Genomic DNA, 23,889 nt, shown 5'->3' with positions numbered 1-23,889 from the left:
CGCAATAATACAAAATATTAGAATGCCGGACAAGGTGCTGCCGGGTAAACTCTTCTTTTTAGGCGACGATGGGCGTTTTCCAATCGGTCAAATGCGCGGAGGGCTAAGGTTAGTTCATGAGCGCCACCCAAATCGGCGCTTAGGCGGCTAAGTCCCACGTCGTAGCTGTAGCCCAGGCGCAGGCCGCCGGCCTGCACACCCGCCACCACGGCCAGCACGTGCTGCACGTCAACGTTGCCGAGCGGCGAAATATTGCGGTACACCGCCCCCAGCGTGACAGGCGAGGCCGTGACGTAAACACCTGTCTCCAAGCGCTGCGAGCCGCCCTGGCGGGTGTAGGCCGCCACGGGCGTGTAGCTCACCTCGCGGGTGGCAATGCCCGGCCCGGGCTTCACGGCGAAGAACTTGTAGCCGCCCGAAACGCTCAGCAGCAAGGGCAACTCGCTCTGCTGGCGAAAGCCCAGGTCGGGCTGGTTGAGGTGCTGGCCGGCCACGCTGAGCCAGAATTGCTCGGTGTAGAGCACGGCGCCCGTGCCCAGGCTGAGGTAGTTGGCGGGGGCAAAATCGAGGGCCTCGGCGGTGGGGCCGGTCACGCTGCCGTCTTCCTGAATTTGGTCGCCAAACACGAAATTGTCATATCCGACGCGCTGGCGGCCGTAGCTGGCGCGCAGCCCGCCGCTAAGGGCCAGCTTCTCGTTGATGCGGGTGTGGTAGGCGTAGAGCCCCCCGATTTCGAACCGGGTGTAGCCCACCGAGCCGGCTCGGTCCTGGTTGATGAGCAGGCCGAGGGCGTGATGCTGGCCGGTTTGGTTGAGGCGCAGGTCGCCGGCCGCCTGCGTGCTCACGAAGGAGCCGGCCAGGGTGGGCAGCTGGTTGCGGTAGCTCAGCGTGACGCTGTAGTCGTCGACCAAGCCCGTGAAAGCCGGGTTGGTGTGCAGGCGCGTGGCAAAGGGTTGAGAGAAATACACGTCCTGCCCGCGGGCACCCAACGCCAAGCCCAATAAGCTGACCATCAGGGCCGGTCGCAGCAGCTGGAAAAAAGAGGGGGTACGCTGGGGCATGAGAACCGGGTAACGCCGCCGGCTCACCGCTTAGTGTGGCCGCAAAAGCGAAGGTACGGCCGCGGGCAACACCGGCCCACGCCCGGCCGCGTCACTTTTGCAGCACTTTCACGCTCAGGCGGCGGTTCATGGCGCGTCCTTCTTCGGAGGTGTTGGGCGCAATGGCGTAGCGCGGGCCGTAGCCGCGGGCGTCGATGCGGCCGGGGCTAATGCCCATTTCGACGAGGCTGGCCCAGGCGGTGCGGGCGCGGGCTTCGCTCAGCTGCTTGTTTACCTTATAGGTGCCGGTGCTATCGGTGTAGCCGCCCAGCTTGATGCGGGCCGTGGGAAAAGCCTTGAGCAGGGCCGCAATGTTGCGCAACTGCCCCACCGACTCGGGCGCGAGCGTGGCCTTGCCCGGCATGAAAAACACGCGGTCGAAGTTGTACCAGCCCTGGGTGAGGTCGGTAGTGTCGACTTGGGCTGTGGGGTCGGAGAGGAAGCGGTAGAGGTAGCTTTCGGTGGAGCTGGCGCCGACTTCGGCAATGCTGATGCCGTTGGGCAGTTTGAGCGTGGTGGGGGCGCCGGTGTGGTAGATGTAGTTGCCGGTTTTGGCGTCGAAGTGGCCCGGCACGATGGGGTCGGTCACTTTTTTGGGTACGTAGGGCTTGCCAGGGGTGTAAGGGCGGCGGCGATAGCGCGCGGCGGGACCAGCTGGCGAAGCACTTGGTTGCACGGTCGTTGAGGTTGGCGGAGCGGCGCTTACGGCGGGCGTGACGGCCGGCGCCGCAGCTACCGGGCGCGCTGCGCTGTTGCCCCCACGCGGCTGATTGGGGGTGAGGGTCACAAGCACGGGACCCCCCACCACGGCTTCCTTGGCCAAGGTCATGGTGGTGCCTTGGGGCTCGGCCACGGGGCTCTTGGACCGAGGAGCAGGGATGGGCGGGGCTTCGGCAGTCAGCCGATTGAGCACCAGAGTGAAATTGGCGGTTTTGCCGGCTTCTAGAAAAATGTTTTCCACGGTCTGGGGGCGGTAGCCGCCCTCGCCTACTCGTATCAGGTAGGGGCCGCCAACCATTAGGTTGGGCACCATGAACCGGCCGGCTTGGTCGGATGCGGTAGCGTGGCGCACGCCGGACGGCATGTGAATAACCGTTACGGCAGCCCCGGGTATGGCTCGTTGGTCGTCAGACTGCACGTTTCCCATCAGGCTCAGGGTGTTAACCTGGGCGTGGGAAGCGGGTGAGAAAGCAACCAGAACGAGAAAGAACGAGATAAAGAATAATTTCATAAGTGAAATGATGATTTCAGGAGAGCAAATATAGCTTTCAAATACACCTTATAATAATTTGATAAAAATTTGTAACTTATCTAATTGCCTAAATTGATTTATACCAAGGAAACTTCCATTAGACTCCAAGTGCAGATTGCCGTTTCCGTCGAGGTAGTGCAGGGCAATGAGGGAGAGTGCTAGGCGCCCATATGCCATATGCAGCTATCCAAAATTGGTTTCAGGAGCTAAGAAGAAAGGCTAAGGCCGAGCTTAAGGGCACATTTTTGCATAATATTCCCTTATGCTTTTGATTCGGGTCCGATTGTAAAAAACTCAGTAACTCGTCCGTTCTACCTTTGTTCACACTACTTTATTCGTTTTTGCTATGCGAAAAATTCTGATAGGTGTCGCCGTGTTTTTGGTGGTGCTGGCGGTAGCCCTGGTGGCTGCGCCGTTCCTGTTCAAAGACAAGCTGCGGGCCTTGGCCGATAAGCAGATTGCTCAGCGCGTGCGCGCCCAGGTGCAGTACGACCCCGCCAACATCGACGTGAGCGTGCTGCACTCTTTCCCGGACCTGACGCTGGACATCAAGAACCTGCGCGTGATTGGGCTCGACTCGTTCAGCCGCGACACGCTGGCTTTCCTGCCGAACCTGCGCGTGGGGCTGGACGTGATGACGGTAATCAAAGGCCAGGAAATTAAGATTAACAGCGTGGAGCTAGAGCGCCCCGACCTAAGCCTGCGCCGCCTCAAAAGCGGCAGGGCCAACTGGGATGTGGTGATTTCGGACTCGGCCGCTGCGGCCAAGGGCCAGGACACCAGCCAAGTGAACCTGGCCATCAAAGGCTGGAAGCTGAACGACGCCCACCTGCGTTACGAAGACCTGACCCTCCCCTTCCGCATGGAAGCCCGCGGCGTGAACCACTCGGGCAGCGGCGACTTTGCCAGCAACGTGTTCGACATGACCTCGCAAACCACGGCGGCCGACCTCGATATGAGCTACAACAACGTGGCCTACGTGACGGACAAGCAGCTCGACGCCGACGTGACGATGAACATGGACCTGAACAAGAACCTGTACACGTTCAAGGACAATAAGATTAAGCTCAACGAATTTCCGTTCAGCTTCGCGGGCGCTATTGGCCTGCCCAACGCCACGGACATCACCTACGACATCACCTTCAAGGCCTTGGAAACGGACTTCAAAACCCTGCTGAGCCTGGTGCCGGGCGTGTTTACGGAGAAGTTTAAAAACATTGAGACCAGCGGCAAGGTGGCGTTTGATGGCTACTACAAAGGCACGCAGAACGCCCTGCATATGCCCGGCTACGGCGTGAACCTGGTGGTGAGCAACGGTCAGTTTAAGTACCCCGACCTGCCCCAGGCCGCTAAGAACATCAACCTGAAAATGCAGGTGGATAACCCGTCGGGTTACACCAACAACGTGAAGGTGAACATCCCGCAGTTTCACCTCGACCTGGGCCCGAACCCCGTGGACGGCAACATTGCCATCGACGGCCTGGAGCCGATGAACGTGAACGGCCGCGTGAAAGCCAACGTGAACCTGGCCGAAGCCCTGAAGGTGTACCCGGTGAAGGACCTGGCCATGCGCGGCCAATTGTTTGTGGACGGCACGGCCAAAGGCGTGTATTCCAAAACCCAGATGCCGGTGGTGAACGCCGCCATCCGGCTAACCAACGGCTTTGTGAAATCGGCCAAATTCCCGGCCCCGATTGAGAACATCAACCTCAACGGCACGGTGGTGAATACCACGGGCAAGGTGAACGACACCCAGATAAACCTGCCGCAGTTCCGCATGGTGCTGGAGGGCGAGCCGCTGGAAGGCCGCCTCACGGCTCACAACATCGACAAGCCGGTGTTCGATACCAACGTGCGCGGCACGGTGGACCTCACGAAAATCACCAAGATTTTCCCCTTGCAGGGGATGACGGTGACCGGCCGCGTGGCCGGCGACATTGCCGCCAAGGGCAACATGGCTGACGTGGAAGCCGGCCGCTACCAGAACGTGGTGGCCAGCGGCACGGTGCGCGCCAACAACGTGACCTACAAGAGCAAAGACCTGCCGCAGGGCGTGAAAATCAGCTCCGGCACGGCCACGTTCAACAACAACCAGATTGCGGTGCAGAGCCTGAACGGCACGGCCGGCAGCTCCGACTTCGCGGCGTCGGGCACCATCAGCAACTACTTGGGCTACCTGTTCACGCCGGGGCAGTCGCTGAAGGGCAACCTGACGGTGAACTCGCGCAACTTCAACGTGAACGAGTGGATGGTCGACGAGGTATCGGCCAAGCCCACGGTGAAGGGCGCGGCGGCCCCGGCCAAGGCCGACGGCGTGCTGCAGATTCCGAAATACTTCGACCTGGTGCTGAACAGCCACGTCGACAACGTGACCTACGACAACCTGAAGCTGACCAACGCCCAGGGCGCCGTGACGGTGCGCGACCAGACGGCCGTGCTCAAAAACATGACCTTTAACACGCTCGGGGCCAGCTTTGGCACCACGGGCAGCTATAGCAGCAAGAACCTGGCGCACCCCAAGTTCGACTTTGGGCTGAACATCAAGGACCTGAACTTTCAGAAGGCGTTTTCGGCCTTCAACACCATCAAGACGCTGGTGCCGCTGGCCAGCCAGGTGGAGGGCGTGTTCGGCACCAACTTCAGCGTGAGCGGCGAGATGGGGCCGGACATGATGCCCAACCTGGCCACGCTGAGCGGCAAGGGCTTGTTCGACATCGTGCGGGCGGCCGTGAACCAGTCGGAGGTGATGACCAAAATTGCGAGCCTGACCACGCTGCCTGAGCTGAAAACCATCTTGGTGGTCGACAAGAAAATTCAGGCCAACATCGTGAACGGCAACCTCGTGGTGCAGCCCTTCGACCTCACCATCGGCGACGTGAAAATGACCCTGGGCGGCTCGAACAGCCTCACCGGCGCGCTGGCCTACGTCACGGCCCTGAACGTGCCCACTGGCAAGCTGGGCAACGCCCTGAACAGCAAGCTCACCCAGCTCACCGGTGTGAAGGACATTCAGGGCACCGACCGCGTGACCCTGGGCCTGAACATTGGCGGCACCGTGAAGGCGCCCAGCGTGAAGCTGACCAGCGGCAGCGTGAAAGACCAGGGCAAAGCCATTGTGACCAACGTGGTGAAAACCAAGCTCACCGACGCCCTGCTGGGCCTGGCCACCAAAAAGAAAGCCGCCCAGGACAGCACCAAAGCCACCAACGAAGCCGCCGAGCAAACCGCGGAAGAAAAAGCCCGCATCGCCGCGGAAAAGGCGAAGCTGGAAGCCCAGGCCCGTCTCCGGAACCAGATTGGCCAGGGACTGAATGGCCTTTTTGGCAAACCCAAGCCCAAGCCGAAACCCGCCGACCCCGAACCGGCCGATACCACCAAGAAATAAAGTACCCCAACGAGAAGGCCGGCGCAGCAACGCCGGCCTTCTGCGTATTGTACTATTTCAACTAGGGGCGGGACGCTGCTGATAAAATAGTAGACGTTGGGCTAAAAGGGAGCTGGGAATGGAATTTTGGCAGTATTGTTGGCAGCAGCGAGCCGGCAACCACTTGGGCAGCCGGGCCGTTTCAGGTTCCACCGCTAGTACCTAATTCAATTTTATATGAAAATCACTCGCCTATTTCCTTTGGCCTGCGCCGCCCTGCTGGGCCTGGCCAGCTGCTCCAAAGATTCCGACGGCAATTCCTCGAAACTGGAAGTACGGCTCATGGATGCGCCCGGCGATTTCCGCAGCGTGGTGCTGGACGTACGCCAGATTGAAGTGCACCTGAAGGAAGAGAAAGACCCGGACGGCTGGAAAAACCTCGGCTTCACGCCGCAGGCCATCAACGTGCTTGAGTACGTAAACGGCCGTTCGGCCTTGCTCGTGAGCGAAGACTTTGCCCCCGGCGACCTCAAGGAGATTCGCCTCATTCTGGGCCCCGACAGCTACGTCATCGGCACCGATGGCCAGCGCTACGACCTCAAAACGCCCAGCGGCCAAACTTCGGGCGTGAAGCTGAAGCTCGACAAGGCCACCCTGCGCGAGCGCCAAACCTATCAGCTGCTGCTCGATTTTGACGTGGCCAAGTCCATCGTGGAGCGCGGCAACTGGCGGCCCGGCAACGACAAGAAGGAGCGCTACCTGCTCAAGCCCGTCATTCGCGTGGTGGCCCAGGACTTGCGCGCTGGCATCCGCGGCACCGTGACGCCGGCCGCCGCGCGGCCCCAAGTGCTGGCCATTCGGTCCACCATCCTCGGCCCCGACACGGTGAGCACCTCGGCCGACGCCTCGGGTGCGTACCTGCTTACCGATTTAGCCGCCGGTACTTACCGCGTGGAGTTTTTCCCGAGCACCACGGCTCCGGTGGGCCAGCCGGCTTACCGCACGGCCGTGCGCACCGGCGTGGTGGTTACCAACGACCAGATTACCGACCTCGGCGCGGTGAGCGTGCAATAGCGCATTCACTTTCCTGACAACCAAAGAGCCCCGACCTTAACCAAGGTCGGGGCTCTTTGGTTGGGGCCGCAGGCTGGCTAGCGCAGGCGCTTGAGCAGTTCCAGCAGTTCGCGCTGGGTGCTGCGGGTGCGGTCTTTGGCGTACCAGCCGTGCAGCTGCGTGGCAAAGTCTTCATAGGAAACGCCCTCCTGCTTGAGGCGCACAAACAGCTCCTGGGCGGGCGCCGGGCGCGGGCCCCAGGTGGCGGCTTCGGTGAGGGTGTCGGTGTGCAGCACGACGAGCTTGGGTATGGAGCGGCTGCCGTTGGTGAGGTAGCGGTCCATGAGGTCGAGGTTTTCGTCGCGCAGCACGTAGCGGGTGGCAATTTTGCCCTGGCTGGCGTGGGCCATGGCTTCGAGCACGGGCACAATCTGGGCAGCATCGCCGCACCAGCCTTCGGTTATCACCAGCCACTCGTAGCCTTCGGTGAGGTTGTCGAGGGCGCGCTGCACTTCGGGCAGCAGCTGAATGGTCTTGTCCAGGCGCTGCATGCGCTGGATGTTGAGGCGGGCGTACTGCACAATCTGCTCGGTTTGGGTGGTGCCGGTGGTGCGGTTCTCGGCCATCAACTCGTCGAGGAGCTGGCGGTAGCTGGCGTAGGAATAAGCGCCGTTCAGGCGCTCGGCGGTGAGGACCGGGGCAGAAGCAATGAGCTCAGACATAAGCGGAAACGTGGGGTGGGTTTGGTGAGGTAGTGCACTAAAAAACCCCTCCGGGGCCGGAAGGGTTTCGAAAGCGTGGGCGTGTGGCCGGCGGCTACAGGCTGGGCACGGCCGTTTGGGCGGCCGCGCTCAGTTCGCGGCAGTAGGTGATGAAGTCGGAATTGACGGGCTCGAAGCCGTGGTCGCGCAGGCGGGTGGCCACTTGGGCGCGGTGGTAGCTGGCGTGCACCACGGCGTGGGTCAGGATGTCGTGCACCAGGCTGTCGTAGCTGTTGCCCAGCGAGTTGGTGTACGATATCAGGCGCTGCAGTTCGGTCTCGTCGGCGTGCACCATCAGCTGGTGCAGGGGCTCCGAGGCTTGCTCGTGTAGGCGGTGCAGGGTGGGCAGGTCGTGCTCCTGCCACACCTTCACGGGGCTGGGCACGCCGTTGATGCGCGAAATCCAAATGGCCTGGGCATTGAGTACGTGGCTAAACAGGCGCAGCACCACGGCCGGAATTTCCTGGCCCGAAGCGGCAATCTCGTCGAGGCGGCTGAGCACCGTGTCGTTGGCCCACACGTTGAAAGCGCCGAGTTTTTCTAAAGTATTCATAATGAGTTAAGAATTGCGAGCTAGGAATTACGAGTTAGAAGTCCGAGGGGCATGCAAGCCAACTCCTAACTCGTAACCCTTACCTCTATCTCGGGTCTTGCCAGACCAATTTTTCGTCGGTTTTGTTTTTGTCGAAGTCGGGGCACTTGCCGTCGCCCTTGCCGGTGATGCCGCCGTCGGGCTGGCAAATCAGCTTGCCTTTGGTGTCGAATACGTTGGAGTATTGGTCGCAGCACGGGGCCGAGATGTAATACACCGTTTGGCCGCCGTAGCGGTAACGCAGAATGCGGGTAATGGGGTTGCGCTTGCGCTCGGCCAGCACGGCCGCAATGCGGTCTTTCAGCCAGAGTGGGCGGGAAGTGGTGTCCGATTCGGCCACGCGGGCGGGCACGGGGTCCACGGTGTTGGCGCTGGTGGGCGCGGGGGTGGCCGGGCCGTTCACCTGGCCGGTGGCGGGCGGCGTGGTGGGGTTGGTCACGCTCACTTGGTTGTGGGCACAGGCCGAGGTCAGCAACAAAGAAGCGGCGAGAAAAAGCAGGCGCATAGGAGAAGAGAAAAGATGAGGGGCCCGGAATGGGCAAGCCGCTTATGGGTACGCCCGCTGCCCGCAATGGTTCAGGTGCGGCCGGGGGCTAGCGCCCAAACACGTAGGGCCCAAACACCAGCGCGCCCACCACCACGGCGCCCAGCGCGGCCAGCAGCACGGCGCCGGCGGCCACGTCCTTGGCCTTGCCCGCCAGCGGGTGGTAGTCGGGCGAGGCCAAGTCGGTGAGGGCTTCGATGGCCGTGTTCATCAGCTCGGTGGCCCACACGCAAGCCACTGAAATGGCCACCAGGGCCCATTCGAGGCGCGAAATGCCGCAGTAGAACCCCAGCCCCGTCACCACCGCCGTGGCCACGGCGTGAAACCGCAGGTGCACCTCCGAGCCCAGCGCCGCCCACACGCCCCGAAAGGCGTGGCCGAAGCTGGCCACGCGGCGGCGCCACAGCCCCTCGGGCGGGCGCAGGCGGCCGGAGCCGGGTTGGGCCGGCTCAGCCACGGGCTTCAAACGGCTGAAAAACCGACTGCCGCAGCTCCGACCAGTCCGGCTTGATGACGCTGAAAATGACCGTGTCGCGCCGGATGCCGCCCTGCGTGGGCCGGTGGCTGCGCAGGGTGCCTTCCTCGGTGGCGCCCATGCGGGCCATGGCCGTGCGCGACTTGTGGTTGCGCGCGTCGGTTTCGAGCTCCACCCGCTCGTAGCCCAGCTGCCCGAAAGCGTGGCACAGCAGCAGGTGCTTGCAGGCCCGGTTCAGGCCCGAGCGCTGGAATTTGGTGCCCACCCAGGTGTAGCCGATGCTCAGGCGCCGGTCGGCGGCCACGTCGTTGTAGTAGCTGGTGCTGCCGGCCAGTTCCCCGGTTTCGCGGTCGATGATGACAAAGGGGTAGCGCAGGCCCTGCTCGCGGGCTTCCAGCGCCTGGCGGATGTAGGCGGCCAGGCTCACGGCGTCGTCGCCGCGCGTGAGGGTGTACTTCCACAGGTCGGCGTCGAAGGCCACGGCTTTGAGGGCCTCAAAATCGCCGACTTCCAAGGGGCGCAGGCGGGCCCGGTTGTTTTCGAGAACGAGGTTGGCAGAGAAATCCATTGGATGGCAAAGATGCTGGGAAAAAAGAAAAGCCGCCCTTCCGGAACGGAAGGGCGGCTTTCAATTCGGCTGTCATCCTTCGCTGCGCGCAGGGTGACAATTTGATGGGATTACATGCCCACCATCTCCTCGGGCTTCAGCCACTCATCGAACTCGGCCTCGGTCACGTAGCCCAGCTTGAGGGCGGTTTCCTTCAGCGTCGAGCCGTTTTTGTGGGCCGTCTGGGCAATTTCGGCGGCTTTGTAGTAGCCAATGTGCGGGTTGAGGGCCGTCACGAGCATCAGGCTGCTGTCGACGTGCTTCTTGATGTTGGCCTTGATGGGCTCGATGCCCACGGCGCACTTGTCGGTGAAGCTCACGCACACGTCGCCGATGAGGCGGGCCGAGTGCAGGAAGTTGTAAATCATCACCGGCTTGAACACGTTCAGCTCGAAGTGGCCCATGGAGCCGCCCACGGTGATGGCCACGTCGTTGCCCATCACCTGGGCCGCCACCATCGTCATGGCCTCGCATTGGGTGGGGTTCACCTTGCCGGGCATGATGCTGGAGCCGGGCTCGTTGTCGGGAATGTCAATTTCGCCGATGCCGGCGCGCGGGCCCGAGCTGAGCATGCGGATGTCGTTGGCGATTTTCATCAAGCTCACGGCCACGGTTTTGAGGGCGCCGTGGGCTTCCACGATGGCGTCGTGGGCGGCTAGGGCCTCAAACTTGTTTTCGGCCGTGATAAAGGGCAGCTTCGTGAGGTCGGCAATGTGCTTGGCCACGTTCACGGCGTAGCCCTTGGGGGTGTTGATGCCCGTGCCCACGGCGGTGCCGCCCAAGGCCAGCTCGCTCAGGTGGGCCAGCGTGTTTTTGATGGCGCGCAGGCCGTGGTCGAGCTGCGACACGTAGCCCGAAAACTCCTGGCCCAGCGTGAGCGGCGTGGCGTCCATGAAGTGGGTGCGGCCGATTTTGACGATGTGCATGAAGTCTTCGGACTTCTTTTTCAAGGCGTCCCGTAGCTTTTCGATGCCCGGAATGGTGGTTTCGACCAGGATTTTGTAGGCCGCGATGTGCATGGCCGTCGGGAACGTGTCGTTTGAGCTTTGGCTCTTGTTCACGTCGTCGTTGGGGGCCAGCACCTTCTTCTCGTCGGTGAGCTGGCCGCCCTGCAGCACGTGGCCGCGGTAGGCAATCACCTCGTTCACGTTCATGTTGCTCTGCGTGCCCGAGCCCGTTTGCCACACCACCAGCGGGAACGAGTCGGCGAGCTGGCCGGCCAGAATTTCGTCGCACACTTTGCCAATCAGCTCGGCTTTTTCGGCGGGCAGCACGCCCGCGTCGCGGTTGGTGAAGGCCGCGGCTTTCTTGAGGTACGCGAAGGCGGCGATGATTTCCTTGGGCATCCGGTTGATGTCCTGGGCAATGGGGAAGTTCTCGATGGAGCGCTGGGTCTGGGCGCCCCAATACGCGGTAGCAGGCACCTGCACGGTGCCCATGGTGTCCTTTTCGGTGCGGAAATCCATTCGTTGAATGTGCTGGTTAGTGGATGTGCGAACGTGCGGGCTCGGGCCGGAACGGTGCGCAAAAGTACACCGCCGCGTAACGGCCGCTTTTATTCTCAACCGAAATAGCTGCCAAATGACTTCCCGCGTACAGGGAATTACCAGAAATCAACAAACGCTGGCGGCTCGTGCAGGCGCTCGGCACATCCACCCATCACAGAACCACTTCTTCCGCATGTCTTCCATCAAACAAGTCATCGAAATCCTCGCCTCGTCCGACAAAAGCTTCGAAGATGCCCTGCAGCGCGCCGTGCAGAGCCTGAGCACGTCGGTGCCCAACATTTCGTCCATCTACATCAAAGACCAGAGCTGCAAAGTGCGCGACAACCGCATTGTGGAGTACCGCATTACGGCCAAAGTGAGCTTCGGCACGCCAGTAGAGGGCTTTGACCTGAGCGAAATTGAGCGCACCTTCGACGAAGCCCCCGAGCCCGCCGGCAACGGCGCGCCCGACTACAGCCACGTCGATTTCCTGGCCAAGCCCACGCTCGACGTGGAGCCCGGCGGCAGCGCCACCGAGCCCGAAAGCGGCGGCGGCTACTCAGGCTAATAGCCCTTTTCGTTGAGCGGCCACCCGGCTCAACGGCCTGCGAATGATTGCCTGACGGCCGTGCTGCTTCTCTGGGGGCGGCGCGGCCGTCGTCGTAGAGGGCGTATGCAAAAAGCGTGGGGCTGGGATAGCGCAAGTAGCTGGTTCGGGCTACCTTTCGCCGAGATTGCCGGGCACGGTTCCGGCAGCGAATCCTGCTAACCCTTCGCTTGTGCATATGCCTGCTTTCCGCTCCTTGCGTACCTCCGCCGCGCTGCTCAGCGCCCTGCTTTTCGCCGGCTGCAACCAGTCCAAAAGCCCGGGCGAAATCGACACGGCCACGCCGGCCGCCCCTGCGGTGGCCTCTTACTTCGCGCCCACCGAAACCGGCGTGCAGGACGGCGGCGTGCGGGTCATTCCGATAACGACGCCCAAGGGCAAGTTCAACGTCTGGACCAAGACCTTCGGCAACAGCCCCAAAATCAAAGTGCTGCTGCTCAACGGCGGGCCCGGCGCCACGCACGAGTATTTCGAGTGCTTCGAAAACTTTCTGCCCCAGGAGGGCATTGAGTTCATTTACTACGACCAGCTGGGCTGCGGCAACTCCGACAACCCGAAGGATACCGCCATGTGGAGCCTGCCGCGCTACGTGGAAGAAGTGGAGCAAGTGCGCCAGGCCCTGAACCTGACCAAAGACAATTTTTACCTGCTGGGCCACAGCTGGGGCGGCATCCTGGCTGCCGAGTACGCCTTCAAATACCAACAGAACCTCAAAGGCCTCATCATCTCGAACATGATGATGAGCTGCCCCGACTACGGCAAGTATGCCGATGAGGTGCTGGCCAAGCAGATGAAGCCCGAAGTGCTGGCCGAAATCCGGCAGATTGAGGCCAAAAAAGATTTCAGCAACCCGCGCTACATGGGCCTGCTCGAACCCAACTTCTACGCCGAGCACCTGTGCCGCATCGTGCCCAACCCCGAGCCCGTGACCCGCGCCATGAGCAAGATTAACCAGTCGCTGTACGTGACCATGCAGGGCCCTAGCGAGTTCGGTATTTCGGGCAAGCTGGTGAACTGGAACCGGGTGCCCGACCTGCCCAAGCTCAGCGTGCCGGTGCTCAGCATCGGCGGCAAGCACGACACCATGGACCCGGCCCACATGCGCATGATTGCCACCAAGGTGCAGCGCGGCAATTCCCTCATTTGCCCCGAAGGCAGCCACATGAGCATGTACGACGACCAGCAAACCTACTTCAAAGGCCTGCTCACCTTCCTGAAATCAGTCGACGCCGGCACCGTGAAGCCAGGCGCCGAGCTATAGCGCCGCCGCTGCCGGCCGCGCCACGACTAAAACGGCACGATTACTTCCATGGGCAGGGCGGCCCGGCGGCCGCCGGCAATGCCGGGCTGCCAGGCCGGGCCGTCGCACACTATGCGCAGGGCCTCGGCATCGTAGTCGTCGCGGAGGCCGCGGGTCACTTTCAGGTCGCTCACTTTGCCATCGGCGCCCACGGTGAATTTTACATACACGCTGCCATTCATGCTGGGCCCCTTTTCGGGTTCAAATTCGGCGGCTTCACGGCGTAGGTAAGACCCAAACGCCGGCGTGCCGCCCACCGGCGCCGGGTTAATGGCCACAGTGGCCATGGGCGTGTTTCGAACCCGCGCCGCGGCCACGTCGGCGACAGCGCTTTTCGCTTTTTTAGCGGGCGCTCCCAACTCCATGTTTTCCGCTTTGCTGGCTGCGGCGGTGTCAGGGGTTGCAGCCTTTTCTTCGGCTGCGGCCCACCCGGCGCTGGCCGCGGGCGGGGCCGCCTGCTCTTCGGCTGCAACTTCGGCGGCCACAACTGGCGCACTGGCCGACTGCGTACGGCTTTCCATCGCGGCCGGCCGGGCGGCCGAATTGGCAAGCCAGCCATCGGCCCCCAGCGCGGGAGCAGTCGGCTTCGGCTCCGGGCGAAGCCGGGCCGGGCGGCGCGGTGCTGCGGGGACTACCGCCGCATAGTCGGCCGCGGCTGCGGCAGAGGCCGCGGGGGCAGGAGCTACCGCCGGCTCCGGCTTCTTGGGCTGAGGCGCCACGGCTACAGGAGGCGCCGTGGCGGCGGGTGCAGAAACCGGGGCATCGTGGCGGGCGGTGCCGGCCGGCGGCACTACCGTCTGGTGCTGCCAGCCCCAGATGCCCCCTCCTACCACGGCCAGCATGGCGGCAGCAGCGGCAATGCGAGGCCAAGCCCACTGCGTAGCCACGGGTTCTGGCGCGGTGGTGCCGAGGCGGGCCTGCAGGCGGGTGCGCAGCTCGGCCACGGCGCGGTCGGTGGTGGGCGCGTCGGTCATCGCGAAGCCTTCCACCAGCTCGGCGCAGCGCTTGCAGTCCAGCAGGTGGGCTTCGAGGCGGTGCTCCTCGGCGGGCGACAGCGTGCCGGCCGCGTAGGCGCGCAGCTCCGCCGTGGCCGGGTGCGGGCCGGGGGCGGGCAGCTGGGCAAAAGGCGAATCAGCGGGCGACATGGAGCGGGTTGTTATCGGAGGTAGGAAGCGTGGGCGCGGCGGCAGGCTTGGGGGGCACGGGCGGCTCCAGCTGGCGGCGCAGCATGCGCTTGCCATTTTGCAGGTGGCTGCGCACCAGGTTGAGTTCGAGTCCGGTTTCGGTGGCGATGTCGCGGTAGCACTTCTTTTGCAGGTAAAATAATTCGAGGCAGAGGCGTTGGGCCGGTGGGAGCTGGGCCAAGGCCGCTTCCACGCTTTGCAGGCGGATTTCGGTTTCCTCGGCGTCCTCGGCGGCGGCTTCCTCGTCCAGCAGATGCCGGGCGCCGGCCGTTTCCACATCGGTGGCATCGGGAAAGCTCACAATGAGCGGGCCGGCGCTGGGGCCGCCGCGCTTGCGGGCGCGCAGCTGCATCAGGCAGTGGTTGCGGGCGGTGGTGTGCAGCCAGGCCGGGAAGTTGTCGGGCGCGTGGGTGCGCAGCACCTTCACCAAGTGCTCAAACAGCTGCATGGCGGCGTCCTGGGCGTCTTCGTCGGGCGGGGCCAGGTAGCGGCGGCACACGGCAAACGCCTCGGGCAGGTACCGGTCGTAGAGCAGGCCGAGGTCGGCCACGTTGCCGTGCGCGCGGTAGCGGGCCAGCAGCTCCTGGTCGGAGAGCGGGGCAGCGGCAGCAGACGGTGTGGCGCGGCGGAAGAACATGGCGCTGGGAAGTTAGGACCGTTTTGCCGAGTGCGCCAACGGTGCTGTTTCGACACCGTTGCCCGCGGCCCGGTTCCCGTGGCCCGAAATCGACTCACAGGCGTGGCTGCGGGCGGGGCCCTGAAGCTGAACGGTGATTGGCCTGTGTGCAATCCTCCGCGGCCCTGCATCAAACCAGCAAGTTTCACCTAACCCCCGCTTGCTGTTATGAGAAATCTATTGCTGCTGCCCCTGTTCGCGCTGTTGCTGGCTCCGCTGGACCAGGCTTGCGCCCAAAAGAAAACAAAGGTGGCCTCCCCTGCGCCGGCCCTGGCCGCCGACACGGCCCGCACCCGCACCATTACCGGCGTGGTGATGGACGCGCAGTCGAAGCAGCCCCTGCCGGGCGCCACGGTGCTGGTGAAGGGCACGCAGCTCGGCGCCAGCACCGATGCCGCCGGACGCTACTCGCTGCGGGTGCCCAACGCCGGCACGGCCACGCTGGTGTTTACCAGCATCGGATACGCAACGCAGGAGCGGCGCATCGAGGGCAGCAGCGTGCTGAACGTGGCGCTCTTCGCCGACACGAAGCAGCTGAGCGAAGTGGTGGTGACCGGCTACGGCTACTACGACGAGTACAGCGCGCCTACCTCGAACCCCATGCCCTCCAAGCGCAAAGTGAAAGCCGCCCAGGCCGCCGCCGACGCCCTCTACGCCGCGCCGGCCAGCGGGCTGGGCGGGCGCGTGGCCGGGGTGGCCATCAATACCCCCTACCCCGGCCCCCTGCCCGCCCGCAAGGAAGCCGGCGCCGGCGACACCTACGCTGAGGTGAAGGAAAACACCTTCTTCTCGGCCAAGAAAGACCCGCTCAGCACCTTCTCCCTGGACGTAGACAACGCCTCGTACTCCAACGTGCGCCGCTTCCTCAACGAAGGCCAGCTGCCCCCGCGCGACGCCGTGCGGGTGGAAGAAATGCTGAACTACTTCCGCTACGAGTACCCCGCGCCGGCCGCCACCTCGCCCGACCCCGTGCGCATCAGCACCGAGCTGGCCGTGTGCCCCTGGAACAATGCCCACCAGCTGGCCCGCATCGGCATTCAGGCCAAGAAAGTGGAAACGGCCCAGCTGCCGCCCGCCAACCTGGTGTTTCTGGTGGATGTGTCGGGCTCGATGGATGGCCCCGACCGCCTGCCCCTGGTGCAGGCCGGCCTGAAGCTGCTGGTGAAGCAGCTGCGGCCCCAGGACCACGTGGCCCTGGTGGTGTACGCCGGCGCGGCCGGCCTGGTGCTGCCGCCCACGCCCGGCTCGCAGCCCCAGGTCATCCTCGACGCCATCGACCGGCTGCAGGCCGGCGGCTCCACGGCGGGCGGCGCGGGCCTGCGCCTGGCCTATTCCACGGCCCGGCAGAGCTTCAACAAGGAAGGCAACAACCGCGTGATACTGGCTACCGACGGTGACTTTAACGTGGGCGAAAGCTCCGACAAAGCCATGGAGCAGCTCATTGTGGACCAGCGCGAAAGCGGCGTTTTTCTGACGGTGCTGGGCTGCGGCCGCGGCAACCTGCGCGACAGCCGCATGGAAACCCTGGCCGACAAAGGCAACGGCAACTACGCCTACCTCGACAACCTCGACGAAGCTGGCCGCGTGCTGGTGGCCCAGTTCGGCGGCACGCTCTTCACGGTGGCCAAGGACGTGAAGCTGCAAATCGAGTTCAACCCCGCCCGTGTGGCCAATTACCGCCTGGTGGGTTACGAAAACCGCCTGCTGGAAGCCGAGGACTTCAACAACGACCGCAAAGACGCCGGCGAACTGGGCGCGGGCCACACCGTGACCGCGCTCTACGAACTGGTGCCCGTGGGCAGCGCCCAGCCCCTCATCGACGACCTGAAATACCAGCAAACCGCCAAAATCCCGGCGCCCGCCACCGCCGAGGTGCTCACCGTGAAGCTGCGCTACAAAGAGCCGCAGGGCAGCACCAGCAAGCTGCTGACGCAGGCGCTGGCCGGCACCGCGGCCGGCATGGAGAAAGCCTCGCCCGATTTCCGCTTTGCCGCCGCTGTGGCGCAGTTTGGCATGCTACTGCGCCAGAGCGAGCAGCGCGGCACCGCCACCTGGGCCGCCACCGAGCAGCTGGCCAACAACGCCCGCGGCACCGACGCCGACGGCTACCGGGCCGAGCTCGTGCGCCTCGTGCGCCTAGCCGAAGGCCTGAGCGGCAACGGCGCGGTGGGAAAACGGTAGAGAGCCAAGCCGTCATGCAGAGCGCAGCGAAGCATAGCGCGTGGCGCCACTCTTTCTTTCTTTGCGATTGGGTTAGTCGAAGCACGCAAGATGCTTCGCTGCGCTCTGCATGACGCTACAACACCAGAAAGGCCCCGCCGATATTCGACGGGGCCTTTTTTATAACCTATTTCGGATGCTTACCCGAGCAATAAATGAAACTATATAAGCGGAATAGGATGGCGGCTAGTCCGCGTTAGAAGGAGTAGTTCAGGCCGGCTTTGATGACGCGGTTCTGGGCGTCGAAGCGGTTGTTGGCATCGAGGGAGGTGAAGCCGTAGTCGTAGCCGGCGCTCAGGCCCAGGCCGTTTTCAAACTGGTAGCCCAGGCCCGCGGCGGCCGAGAAATCGACTTTGCGCAGCTGGTTCGACACGTCGAAATCCTGCTTGTAGGCCGTGAAGCCCAGGGCGCCAGCTTCCACGCGGGCTTTGCCATTCACCAGGAACGAGGCCTGAGGGCCGGCGTAGAGGTAGAAGCCCGGCGTCACGAACACCTTGGCCAGCACCGGCACGTCGATGTAAGCCAGGCGGGCGGTGCCGGTCACGTTGGCGTTCAGGAAATCGAGGGCGGGGAAGGGCAGGGTGCCGCGCAGCACGGCGCCTTTTTCGGAATAGTTGATGCCGGGCTCGATGGCGAAGCTAGTGCCCAGCGGCAGCGTGGCGTAGATGCCGGCGTAGAAGCCGGGCCGCATCTGCTTGGTGATGGCGCCGTCGGGAGCGTAGCCGGCCAGGTCGGTGAACGTCTTCACGGCGTCGCCTTGAATATCAGCCACGTTCAGGCCGCCCCGGAAACCGAAACGCACGGCGGAATTGCTGCTGGCCGGGGCCGAATACGACGGCTGGCGCGAATAGCTGGGCGCCGTGGCTTTGCGTGCGCCGCTGCTGCCCATGGGCCGCGTCGAAGGAGCGGCTTTGGGGTTGCCGTAGGCGTCGCGGTACACTTGCTGGGCAGAAGCCGAATTGGCCGCAGCAAAAACGAAAAGGCAAGCCGCGGCCAGGCCGCCCGAAAGGCGTGAAAATTTCATAACCAGAAGGTTGAGTGGGTGAAAGAAACCGGCCTCGCTGCAAGCCCGGGCGCTGGCCCGGCGAGGTGGCCGATGACAGGACGTATTACAAAACCGTGCCAAACCCACGCGTGCTTTTTCGGCTCAGCACGGCCGAATATTCTCTTCGCCGACGAGCAGCCACCGTAGCCAGACCAGCAGCCTGCCAAAGTCGACCAACCCGGCCGTGGCGGCCACGCAAAAAAGCCGGGCCGCCCAGTGGGCAACCCGGCTTCGTGGCCAGAAAAAAGCTACAACGCTTACTCGCGCACCAGTTGCTGGGTGCTGGCCGGGCCGCTGGGCGGCGAGAGGCGCAGCACGTAGAGGCCCGGAGCCAGCCCGCGCAGGTCGAGGGCCTGGCGAAGGGCGCCCGCGGGGGCCGTCAGGGTTTGCTGGCGCACGGTGCGGCCCAGGGCGTCGAGCAAATCGAGGCGCACGCGGCCGCCGGTGGTCAGGTCGGCCGAAATGGTCACGGCGTCGGTGGCGGGGTTGGGGTAGGCGTTCCAGGCCGGCGCGTCGTGGCGCGCCACGGCGGCCGAGGCCAGCATCACGGTAGTGGTGGCCGTGTTGGTGCGCACCGGCGCGTTGAAGTCAAAGAAAATGTCGGCTTCGTTAGGCACTACGTCGCCCACGGCCAGGGTGCTGCGGGGCCGCACCCGGAAGCGCACGAAGCCCTGCGAGCGAATGACGTCCTGGTTGCGGTAGGGCAGCTTGATGTTGAGGAAGCGCACCGTGAGCAGGCCGCGGTTGGTGAGGCTCCAGAGGCAGTTGTGCGACTGCGCCACCAGCTCCATGGTGCCCAGGTTGAGGCGCGCGGCGTCGAGCGCATCCGAAATGACGACGGTGAAGGCCGTGTCGGTGCCCATGTTCTGGAAGCGAATGGTGTAGTCGAGCGGCAGGCCGGCGGCCACCTGGGCGGGCGTCAGGCGAGAGTAGTTCACCGTGATGTCGTTCGGGTCGAGCGAGCCCGTGACCGTTTGGGCGGCGGTGGCGGTGTTGTTGCTCGGGTCCACGTCGCCGGGCAGTGGGGCGTTGGCCACCGAGCTCAACTGCGTGCCCAGCACGGTGTTCACGGCCAGACTCAGCGTCACGTCGTAATCGAGGTGGGCAAACGGGGCCAGATTCGCATAAGTCCAGGTCACCACCTGGCCGCTACGAGCGCCGAGGGGCGCGCTGCCCACGTAGGTGATGCGGCTGTCGAGTGTTACGCTGGCGGTGCCGCTGGCCACGGTGGTCCCGATGTTTTCGAGCGTGAGGCGGTAGCGCGTGGTGAAGCCCGGCCGCACAGGGCCGTAGGGCGTGAGCGTCACGCGCACATCAGTCTGGTTGTCATTCGGCACCAACCCAAAATCCTGGCCGGTCACGGCCTGGCTCAGCGCCGGAAAAGTGCCCGCCAGCAGCGTGGGCGCGTGCAGCGTGTAGTAGGGGTGCGGCGCGGGCACCGTAACGGCGTAGGCCGTGCCGGGCAGGCCGTAGAAGCTGTACTGGCCCGTGCCGGGCTCACTGGAAAAGCTGGTGGCCTGGGTCAGGTCGGTAATGATTTGCGGGTAGGGGAACGGGATTTCGCCCGCGTCGCGCACGCCGTTGTTGTTCTGGTCGATATAAAGCGTGCCGCTCAGGCGGCTGGCCGGACTCAGGCGCAGCAGGGTGTTGCCGTCGCCCAGAATGTGGCCATTGATAACTAGCTGGGCGCGCTGCCTGCCAAAGCCGGGTGTCTTGTAATTCAGTACGTACACGTTGCCGCTGGCATCGGCACCCAAGCCGGTGGCGGTGTGGTTGGAGAAAGAAGAGTCTGCCGCCGTGGTCCGCAGGATGCCGTCGATGGTCCGAGCCCAGCGCGTGGTGCCGGCGGGGTCGTAGCTCACCACGTAAAACGTGTTCGGTGAGCTTTGCGAGGTGGAAGTCATCGGGTAGTTGATGGTGACGTTGTTGCCGAAGGCTGCGCTGGCCCGGTTGAGAATACCGCTCTTGTACACGTTGCCGGCCGCATCCACGGCCAGGTGCACCGCCGTTTTGGTGCCGTCGAAATTGCTGGCCAGTGCCGCCCGCACCCACAGCGGAATACCGGACGTCGAAAGCTTCACCACGAAGCCCCCGGCGGTACCTGCGGCCAAGCCGCCAAACAATACGTTGTTCGAGCCCGCATTGCCGGCCAGGTATACCTCGCCGGTAGGGGCCAGGGCCACGCTTACACCCGTGGCGTTGCCGGTGGCGCCGTTCGTATACGTATTCGCCATGCCCCACAGCGCCACGCCGGTCGATGAAAATTTCACCGCAAAGGCGGCCGTCCCGTTCCCGGAGGCGGCCAGGGTCACGCCAGGGGTGCCGCCAAGCGCCGCCTCACCTTGCAGCGAGCCCACGCAGTAGATGTCGCCAGCGGCGTCGACGGCCAGGTCTTCCAGCCGAAGGTAATTGCTGCCTTGAATGGCCGTGGTGGGTACCACGCCGCGCACCAGGGCCACTGCCCCGTTGGCGTTTGCCCGGAAGATAGCCGAGCTGTAAGTGAAGCCGGTTGCGACCCTGGGGAAGGTATAACTGGCAAATTGGGAGCCGAAGTAGCCCGCTACGCTCAGCAGCGTGTTGCCGGCCGCGTCGGCGGCCATGCCGGTTATTTCGGCTTTGCCGCCGCCCTGATTGAGATACGTGAGGGTGCCCAGCGTACCCGTGGGGCTCACCGTGGCCAGTACGGTGCCGCCGGTGGGCAGCGTCTGGTTGCCAAACATGAAAGGGTAATTGGTGCCCTGGGTCTGGCCCAGCGAGTCGAGCCCTCCGCGGAAGGCCACGTGCACGGTGCCGTTGGGCGCCAGGGCCAAGCCCTGCACCTCATCGGAGCGGATGCTGGCGCCGCCAATGGCCCATTGCACCACGCCCTGCGCGTCAATCTTGGCCAGGTAGACGTTGCTGAAGTCGCCCGCGGCGGCGGGGCCGGCCAACGTGGCGGCCCCAATGGTGAAGGTGGCTCGGTAAGAGCCCGCCACATACGTGTTGCCAGCGGCATCGGTGACGGAGCGCGAGGACTGGGCCACCGGCGCCAGCGGCCGCGACCACGTGGCGTATTGGGCATGGCCGGCGCGCAGCACGCCCAGCACCAACATCCCCACCAAGAAGAGTAGACGGTACATTTTCATCAGAAATGGGAAAAGGAATGAAGGAAAAGCAGCCAAAACCGTAGCCGCCGCCCGGCCGGGCTGCAGGGCTACCGTTTCTGAATGCCAGACCAGCGCCGCTGACAAAAGGCTGCCGGCTAACTAAAAATATTTATTTATAGACCGAAACGCACCCCAAACATCAGCCCCGTGGCGGTAGGCTGCTGCCGTAAGCCGGTTTCGGGCTTGTAGAGCGACAGCGCCTGCCAGCGCAGGCTGGGCGCCACGCTCACGCTGAGGCGATTGGTGAGGGCATAGTTCAGCGCCAGCGAGCCCGACAGCGCCACGTTCAGCCGCCGAAAAGGACCTTCGCCTGCCCTGATGGTTTCGGAGCGGAAGGTCTCGCCGTCGTCGGTCACCACCTGCGTGCCGCCTAGGAAGAACTGCAGCTGGGCGCCGGCCGATACGTCGGCCCACCAGCGGCCCGTGCCCGGCGTGAGGCGGTAGCGCAGCAGCACCGGCACCGTGAAAAAGCGGTAGTTAGGCTGCAGCAGCTTGGAGCTGAGGGTCTCCTTTTTGCTAATGAGCGGCGTGATGGTGCGGCGCACGGCATGCGTGCTGTCGCGCTGCACCGTGGTGGTGAACACCGTGTCCTGCCGCGGTACGTACACCGTGTCGTAGCTGATGACTTGGCCGCTGGGGTTAAATACCGGATTCAGCTGCGGAATCTGAATGATGCGCACCGAGTACGTCCGGTTGGTGGAGGTGAAGAACGTGGTGGTGCGCGTGGTGGTCGTGTCGTATTTCACCAGCACTTCGGTGTTTTTGGTGGTGATGCGCAGGTCGGCGCCGAAGGTGCTGAAGCCCACGCCGCCGCCCACGCTCAGGCGCGGCGTAAGGCGGTATTCGGCCAGCAGGGCCGCGCTGAGGCCGGCGCGGCCGGTTTCGTGGTTGCGGCGCAGGGCGGTGAGGCTGTCGCCTTCGGGGCCTTGCAGGCCGAGGGTGTTCTGCTCGGGCGTGGCCGTGAGCAGCAGGCTCCAGCGGTGGGTCAGGGGGCGCGGGCGGGCCGTGTCGGCGGGAGCGGGGCTGGCGGCGGCCACGTCGGCTTTGGGCGCGCCGGGCAGGTCGCCCAGCGCCAACAGGGTGCTGTCGGTGCGGCGCTGCAGGCGCAGGAGCTCGGCCCGTTCGGCGCGCAGGCTCAGCAGCAGGGCGGCGCGGCTGCCGGCGGGCGGCGTGCCCGGCTGCAGCGTGGCGGTGCTGGGCAATTGCACCAGCACCTGCCGTTCCAGCGCGGCGAGGGGGCGCAACGTGGCGGGCATAGAATCGGCTGTGGCAACCGAAGCAGCTGCCGCGGCAGTTGCACGAGCAACAGTGGTTTCGCGTGACGCAGCGGAGTCGCGTCGGGCAATGGCAACGGGCTGCGTCATGAGTTGCCGGGCGGTGGCGAGAGCACCCGGAATTGCGGCCGTCAGAACAGAACGACGAGTGTGAGGCTGCGCGGCGAGAGTCGAAGAAGTAGAATACCCGCGGCCTCGTGCCGCTCCAAAGCGGGTTGTGGCCACAGCGGTAACGGTGCCAGCCAGCAAGCTAGGCGCCGCTCCCAAAGCCGGCTGCACAGGGCGCACGTGTTTGGAGGCGGTTGCCGCTGTTGCGTTTGCTTCGTGAATCCGTCGCGGTAGCTGCTGCGTGGCCGGCGCCGCGGCTACGCCTACTCGCGACAGCGCCGGAGCCGTAGTGGCTACCCGCTCTTCCCGGCCCGGCCCGTGCGGCAGCAGCCAGCCGGCCAGCCCGCTCAGCAGGGCCACCAGCCCAAACAGCAGCGGCAACGGCAGCGGGCGCTGCGGCCGTTTCGGCGCCGGGGCGGGCGCACCAATCCGCTGTTCAATACCGGCCCACACCGGGGCCGAAGGCTCCAGGCTAAAGTCTTCGAATTTGTCGCGCAGGGATTGGTCGAGGCGGTTTTCTTCCGGTTCTTCCATCATAGTTTCAAGTAGCTGGCCTGCTGCTGGTGCAGCCGGGTGAGTTGTTTGCGCGCCTTGCTGAGCTGAGCTTTTGAGGTGCTTTCCTGGATGCCCAGCAGCTCGGCGATTTCGCCGTGGCTGTAGCCGTCCACGGCGTAGAGGTTGAGGACGAGGCGGCAGCCGTCGGGCAGGCGCTCCATCAGGGCCAGCACCTCGGCCACGCCCAGGCGGTCGAAGGCGTCGGCGTCGGCCGCGAAGGGCTCGGGCACGTCGTCGAGCAGCAATTGCTGGCGGCGGTGCTGCCCGCTCTGCCAGTGGTTGATGGCCGTGGTGACGACAATGCGCCGCACCCAGCCCTCAAAAGAGCCGTCGGCCCGGAAGTCGCTCAGGCGCGTGAACACCTTCACGAAGGCGTCCTGCAGAATGTCCTCGGCCTCGGCCACCGAGGTCACATAGCGGCGCGCCACGCCCAGCATGCGGCCGGCGTAGCGGGCGTAGAGTTGGCGCTGGGCCGCCGGCTCGTGGCGGCCGCAGCGGGCCAGCAGTTCAGGTAAGTCAGCGGGTGGAGCTGGCATGCA

The 23,889-nt window shown here is 64.3% G+C and carries 19 protein-coding genes; 5 read left to right on the top strand and 14 right to left on the bottom strand.

All coding sequences use genetic code 11. From position 1 onward, the window contains the following. Positions 1–17 precede the first annotated feature (17 nt). Positions 18–1,061 carry a PorP/SprF family type IX secretion system membrane protein gene (locus JAO73_RS00660; RefSeq protein ID WP_198975263.1) on the bottom strand — a complete coding sequence of 348 codons (1,044 nt, stop codon included), beginning with the start codon at positions 1,059–1,061 and terminating at the stop codon, positions 18–20. 91 nt (positions 1,062–1,152) lie between these two features. Continuing rightward, complete coding sequence (locus JAO73_RS00655; protein ID WP_233168653.1) at positions 1,153–2,247, bottom strand: OmpA family protein; 1,095 nt, start codon at positions 2,245–2,247, stop codon at positions 1,153–1,155. Between the two features lie 451 nt (positions 2,248–2,698). On the opposite strand from JAO73_RS00655, the gene JAO73_RS00650 reads away from it, so the two are divergent. Continuing rightward, entirely contained in the window at positions 2,699–5,737 is a 3,039-nt protein-coding gene (locus tag JAO73_RS00650) for an AsmA family protein (RefSeq protein WP_198975261.1), read from the top strand. Between the two features lie 216 nt (positions 5,738–5,953). Then, positions 5,954–6,790, top strand: coding sequence for a DUF4382 domain-containing protein (locus tag JAO73_RS00645; RefSeq protein WP_190926241.1), 837 nt, complete (start codon positions 5,954–5,956; stop codon positions 6,788–6,790). Positions 6,791–6,867: 77 nt separating this feature from the next. Here JAO73_RS00645 and JAO73_RS00640 read toward each other — a convergent pair whose 3' ends face one another. From JAO73_RS00640 to fumC, 6 genes are all read right to left on the bottom strand, one after another. Next, positions 6,868–7,491 carry a thioredoxin family protein gene (locus tag JAO73_RS00640; RefSeq protein WP_190926239.1) on the bottom strand — a complete coding sequence of 208 codons (624 nt, stop codon included), beginning with the start codon at positions 7,489–7,491 and terminating at the stop codon, positions 6,868–6,870. A gap of 94 nt (positions 7,492–7,585) precedes the next feature. Then, complete coding sequence (locus JAO73_RS00635) at positions 7,586–8,083, bottom strand: DinB family protein (protein ID WP_198975260.1); 498 nt, start codon at positions 8,081–8,083, stop codon at positions 7,586–7,588. An 85-nt stretch (positions 8,084–8,168) separates the two neighbouring features. Then, entirely contained in the window at positions 8,169–8,627 is a 459-nt protein-coding gene (locus tag JAO73_RS22870; RefSeq protein WP_233168615.1) for a DUF6970 domain-containing protein, read from the bottom strand. Between the two features lie 88 nt (positions 8,628–8,715). Then, on the bottom strand, positions 8,716–9,123 hold the full coding sequence (locus tag JAO73_RS00625) for a diacylglycerol kinase family protein (protein ID WP_317191192.1): 408 nt from the start codon (positions 9,121–9,123) through the stop codon (positions 8,716–8,718). After that, positions 9,116–9,709, bottom strand: a complete 594-nt coding sequence (locus tag JAO73_RS00620; RefSeq protein WP_190926235.1) for a GNAT family N-acetyltransferase — start codon at positions 9,707–9,709, stop codon at positions 9,116–9,118. The genes JAO73_RS00625 and JAO73_RS00620 overlap by 8 nt, the downstream gene beginning before the upstream one ends. Before the next feature lie 110 nt (positions 9,710–9,819). Further along, positions 9,820–11,214, bottom strand: coding sequence for a class II fumarate hydratase (gene fumC / locus JAO73_RS00615; protein ID WP_198975259.1), 1,395 nt, complete (start codon positions 11,212–11,214; stop codon positions 9,820–9,822). A 214-nt stretch (positions 11,215–11,428) separates the two neighbouring features. Between fumC and JAO73_RS00610 the strand changes: the two genes are divergently transcribed. Next, on the top strand, positions 11,429–11,803 hold the full coding sequence (locus JAO73_RS00610) for a dodecin family protein (protein WP_190926230.1): 375 nt from the start codon (positions 11,429–11,431) through the stop codon (positions 11,801–11,803). A gap of 235 nt (positions 11,804–12,038) precedes the next feature. Next, complete coding sequence (locus JAO73_RS00605; RefSeq protein WP_233168613.1) at positions 12,039–13,103, top strand: proline iminopeptidase-family hydrolase; 1,065 nt, start codon at positions 12,039–12,041, stop codon at positions 13,101–13,103. Positions 13,104–13,129: 26 nt separating this feature from the next. Here the strand turns inward: JAO73_RS00605 and JAO73_RS00600 are convergent, their stop codons facing one another. Next, on the bottom strand, positions 13,130–14,287 hold the full coding sequence (locus tag JAO73_RS00600) for a zf-HC2 domain-containing protein (RefSeq protein ID WP_198975257.1): 1,158 nt from the start codon (positions 14,285–14,287) through the stop codon (positions 13,130–13,132). After that, a complete protein-coding gene (locus JAO73_RS00595; protein WP_198975256.1) occupies positions 14,274–14,963 on the bottom strand; it encodes an RNA polymerase sigma factor in 690 nt (229 codons plus the stop codon). The genes JAO73_RS00600 and JAO73_RS00595 overlap by 14 nt, the downstream gene beginning before the upstream one ends. Before the next feature lie 207 nt (positions 14,964–15,170). On the opposite strand from JAO73_RS00595, the gene JAO73_RS00590 reads away from it, so the two are divergent. Then, a complete protein-coding gene (locus JAO73_RS00590) occupies positions 15,171–17,183 on the top strand; it encodes a vWA domain-containing protein (RefSeq protein WP_198975255.1) in 2,013 nt (670 codons plus the stop codon). 235 nt (positions 17,184–17,418) lie between these two features. Here JAO73_RS00590 and JAO73_RS00585 read toward each other — a convergent pair whose 3' ends face one another. From JAO73_RS00585 to JAO73_RS00570, 4 genes are all read right to left on the bottom strand, one after another. After that, positions 17,419–18,246, bottom strand: coding sequence for a porin family protein (locus JAO73_RS00585; RefSeq protein ID WP_233168612.1), 828 nt, complete (start codon positions 18,244–18,246; stop codon positions 17,419–17,421). Positions 18,247–18,524: 278 nt separating this feature from the next. Next, on the bottom strand, positions 18,525–21,386 hold the full coding sequence (locus tag JAO73_RS00580; RefSeq protein ID WP_198975254.1) for a T9SS type A sorting domain-containing protein: 2,862 nt from the start codon (positions 21,384–21,386) through the stop codon (positions 18,525–18,527). 140 nt (positions 21,387–21,526) lie between these two features. Continuing rightward, a complete protein-coding gene (locus JAO73_RS00575) occupies positions 21,527–23,332 on the bottom strand; it encodes a hypothetical protein (RefSeq protein WP_198975253.1) in 1,806 nt (601 codons plus the stop codon). Further along, positions 23,329–23,886 carry an RNA polymerase sigma factor gene (locus JAO73_RS00570; protein ID WP_190926216.1) on the bottom strand — a complete coding sequence of 186 codons (558 nt, stop codon included), beginning with the start codon at positions 23,884–23,886 and terminating at the stop codon, positions 23,329–23,331. Before JAO73_RS00570 ends, JAO73_RS00575 begins: the two co-directional genes overlap by 4 nt. Positions 23,887–23,889 lie beyond the last annotated feature (3 nt).

The sequence above is a fragment of the Hymenobacter miniatus genome (assembly GCF_016427455.1).
GTDB lineage: Bacteria > Bacteroidota > Bacteroidia > Cytophagales > Hymenobacteraceae > Hymenobacter > Hymenobacter armeniacus.
This window is presented reverse-complemented; position numbering and strand designations above follow the sequence as displayed.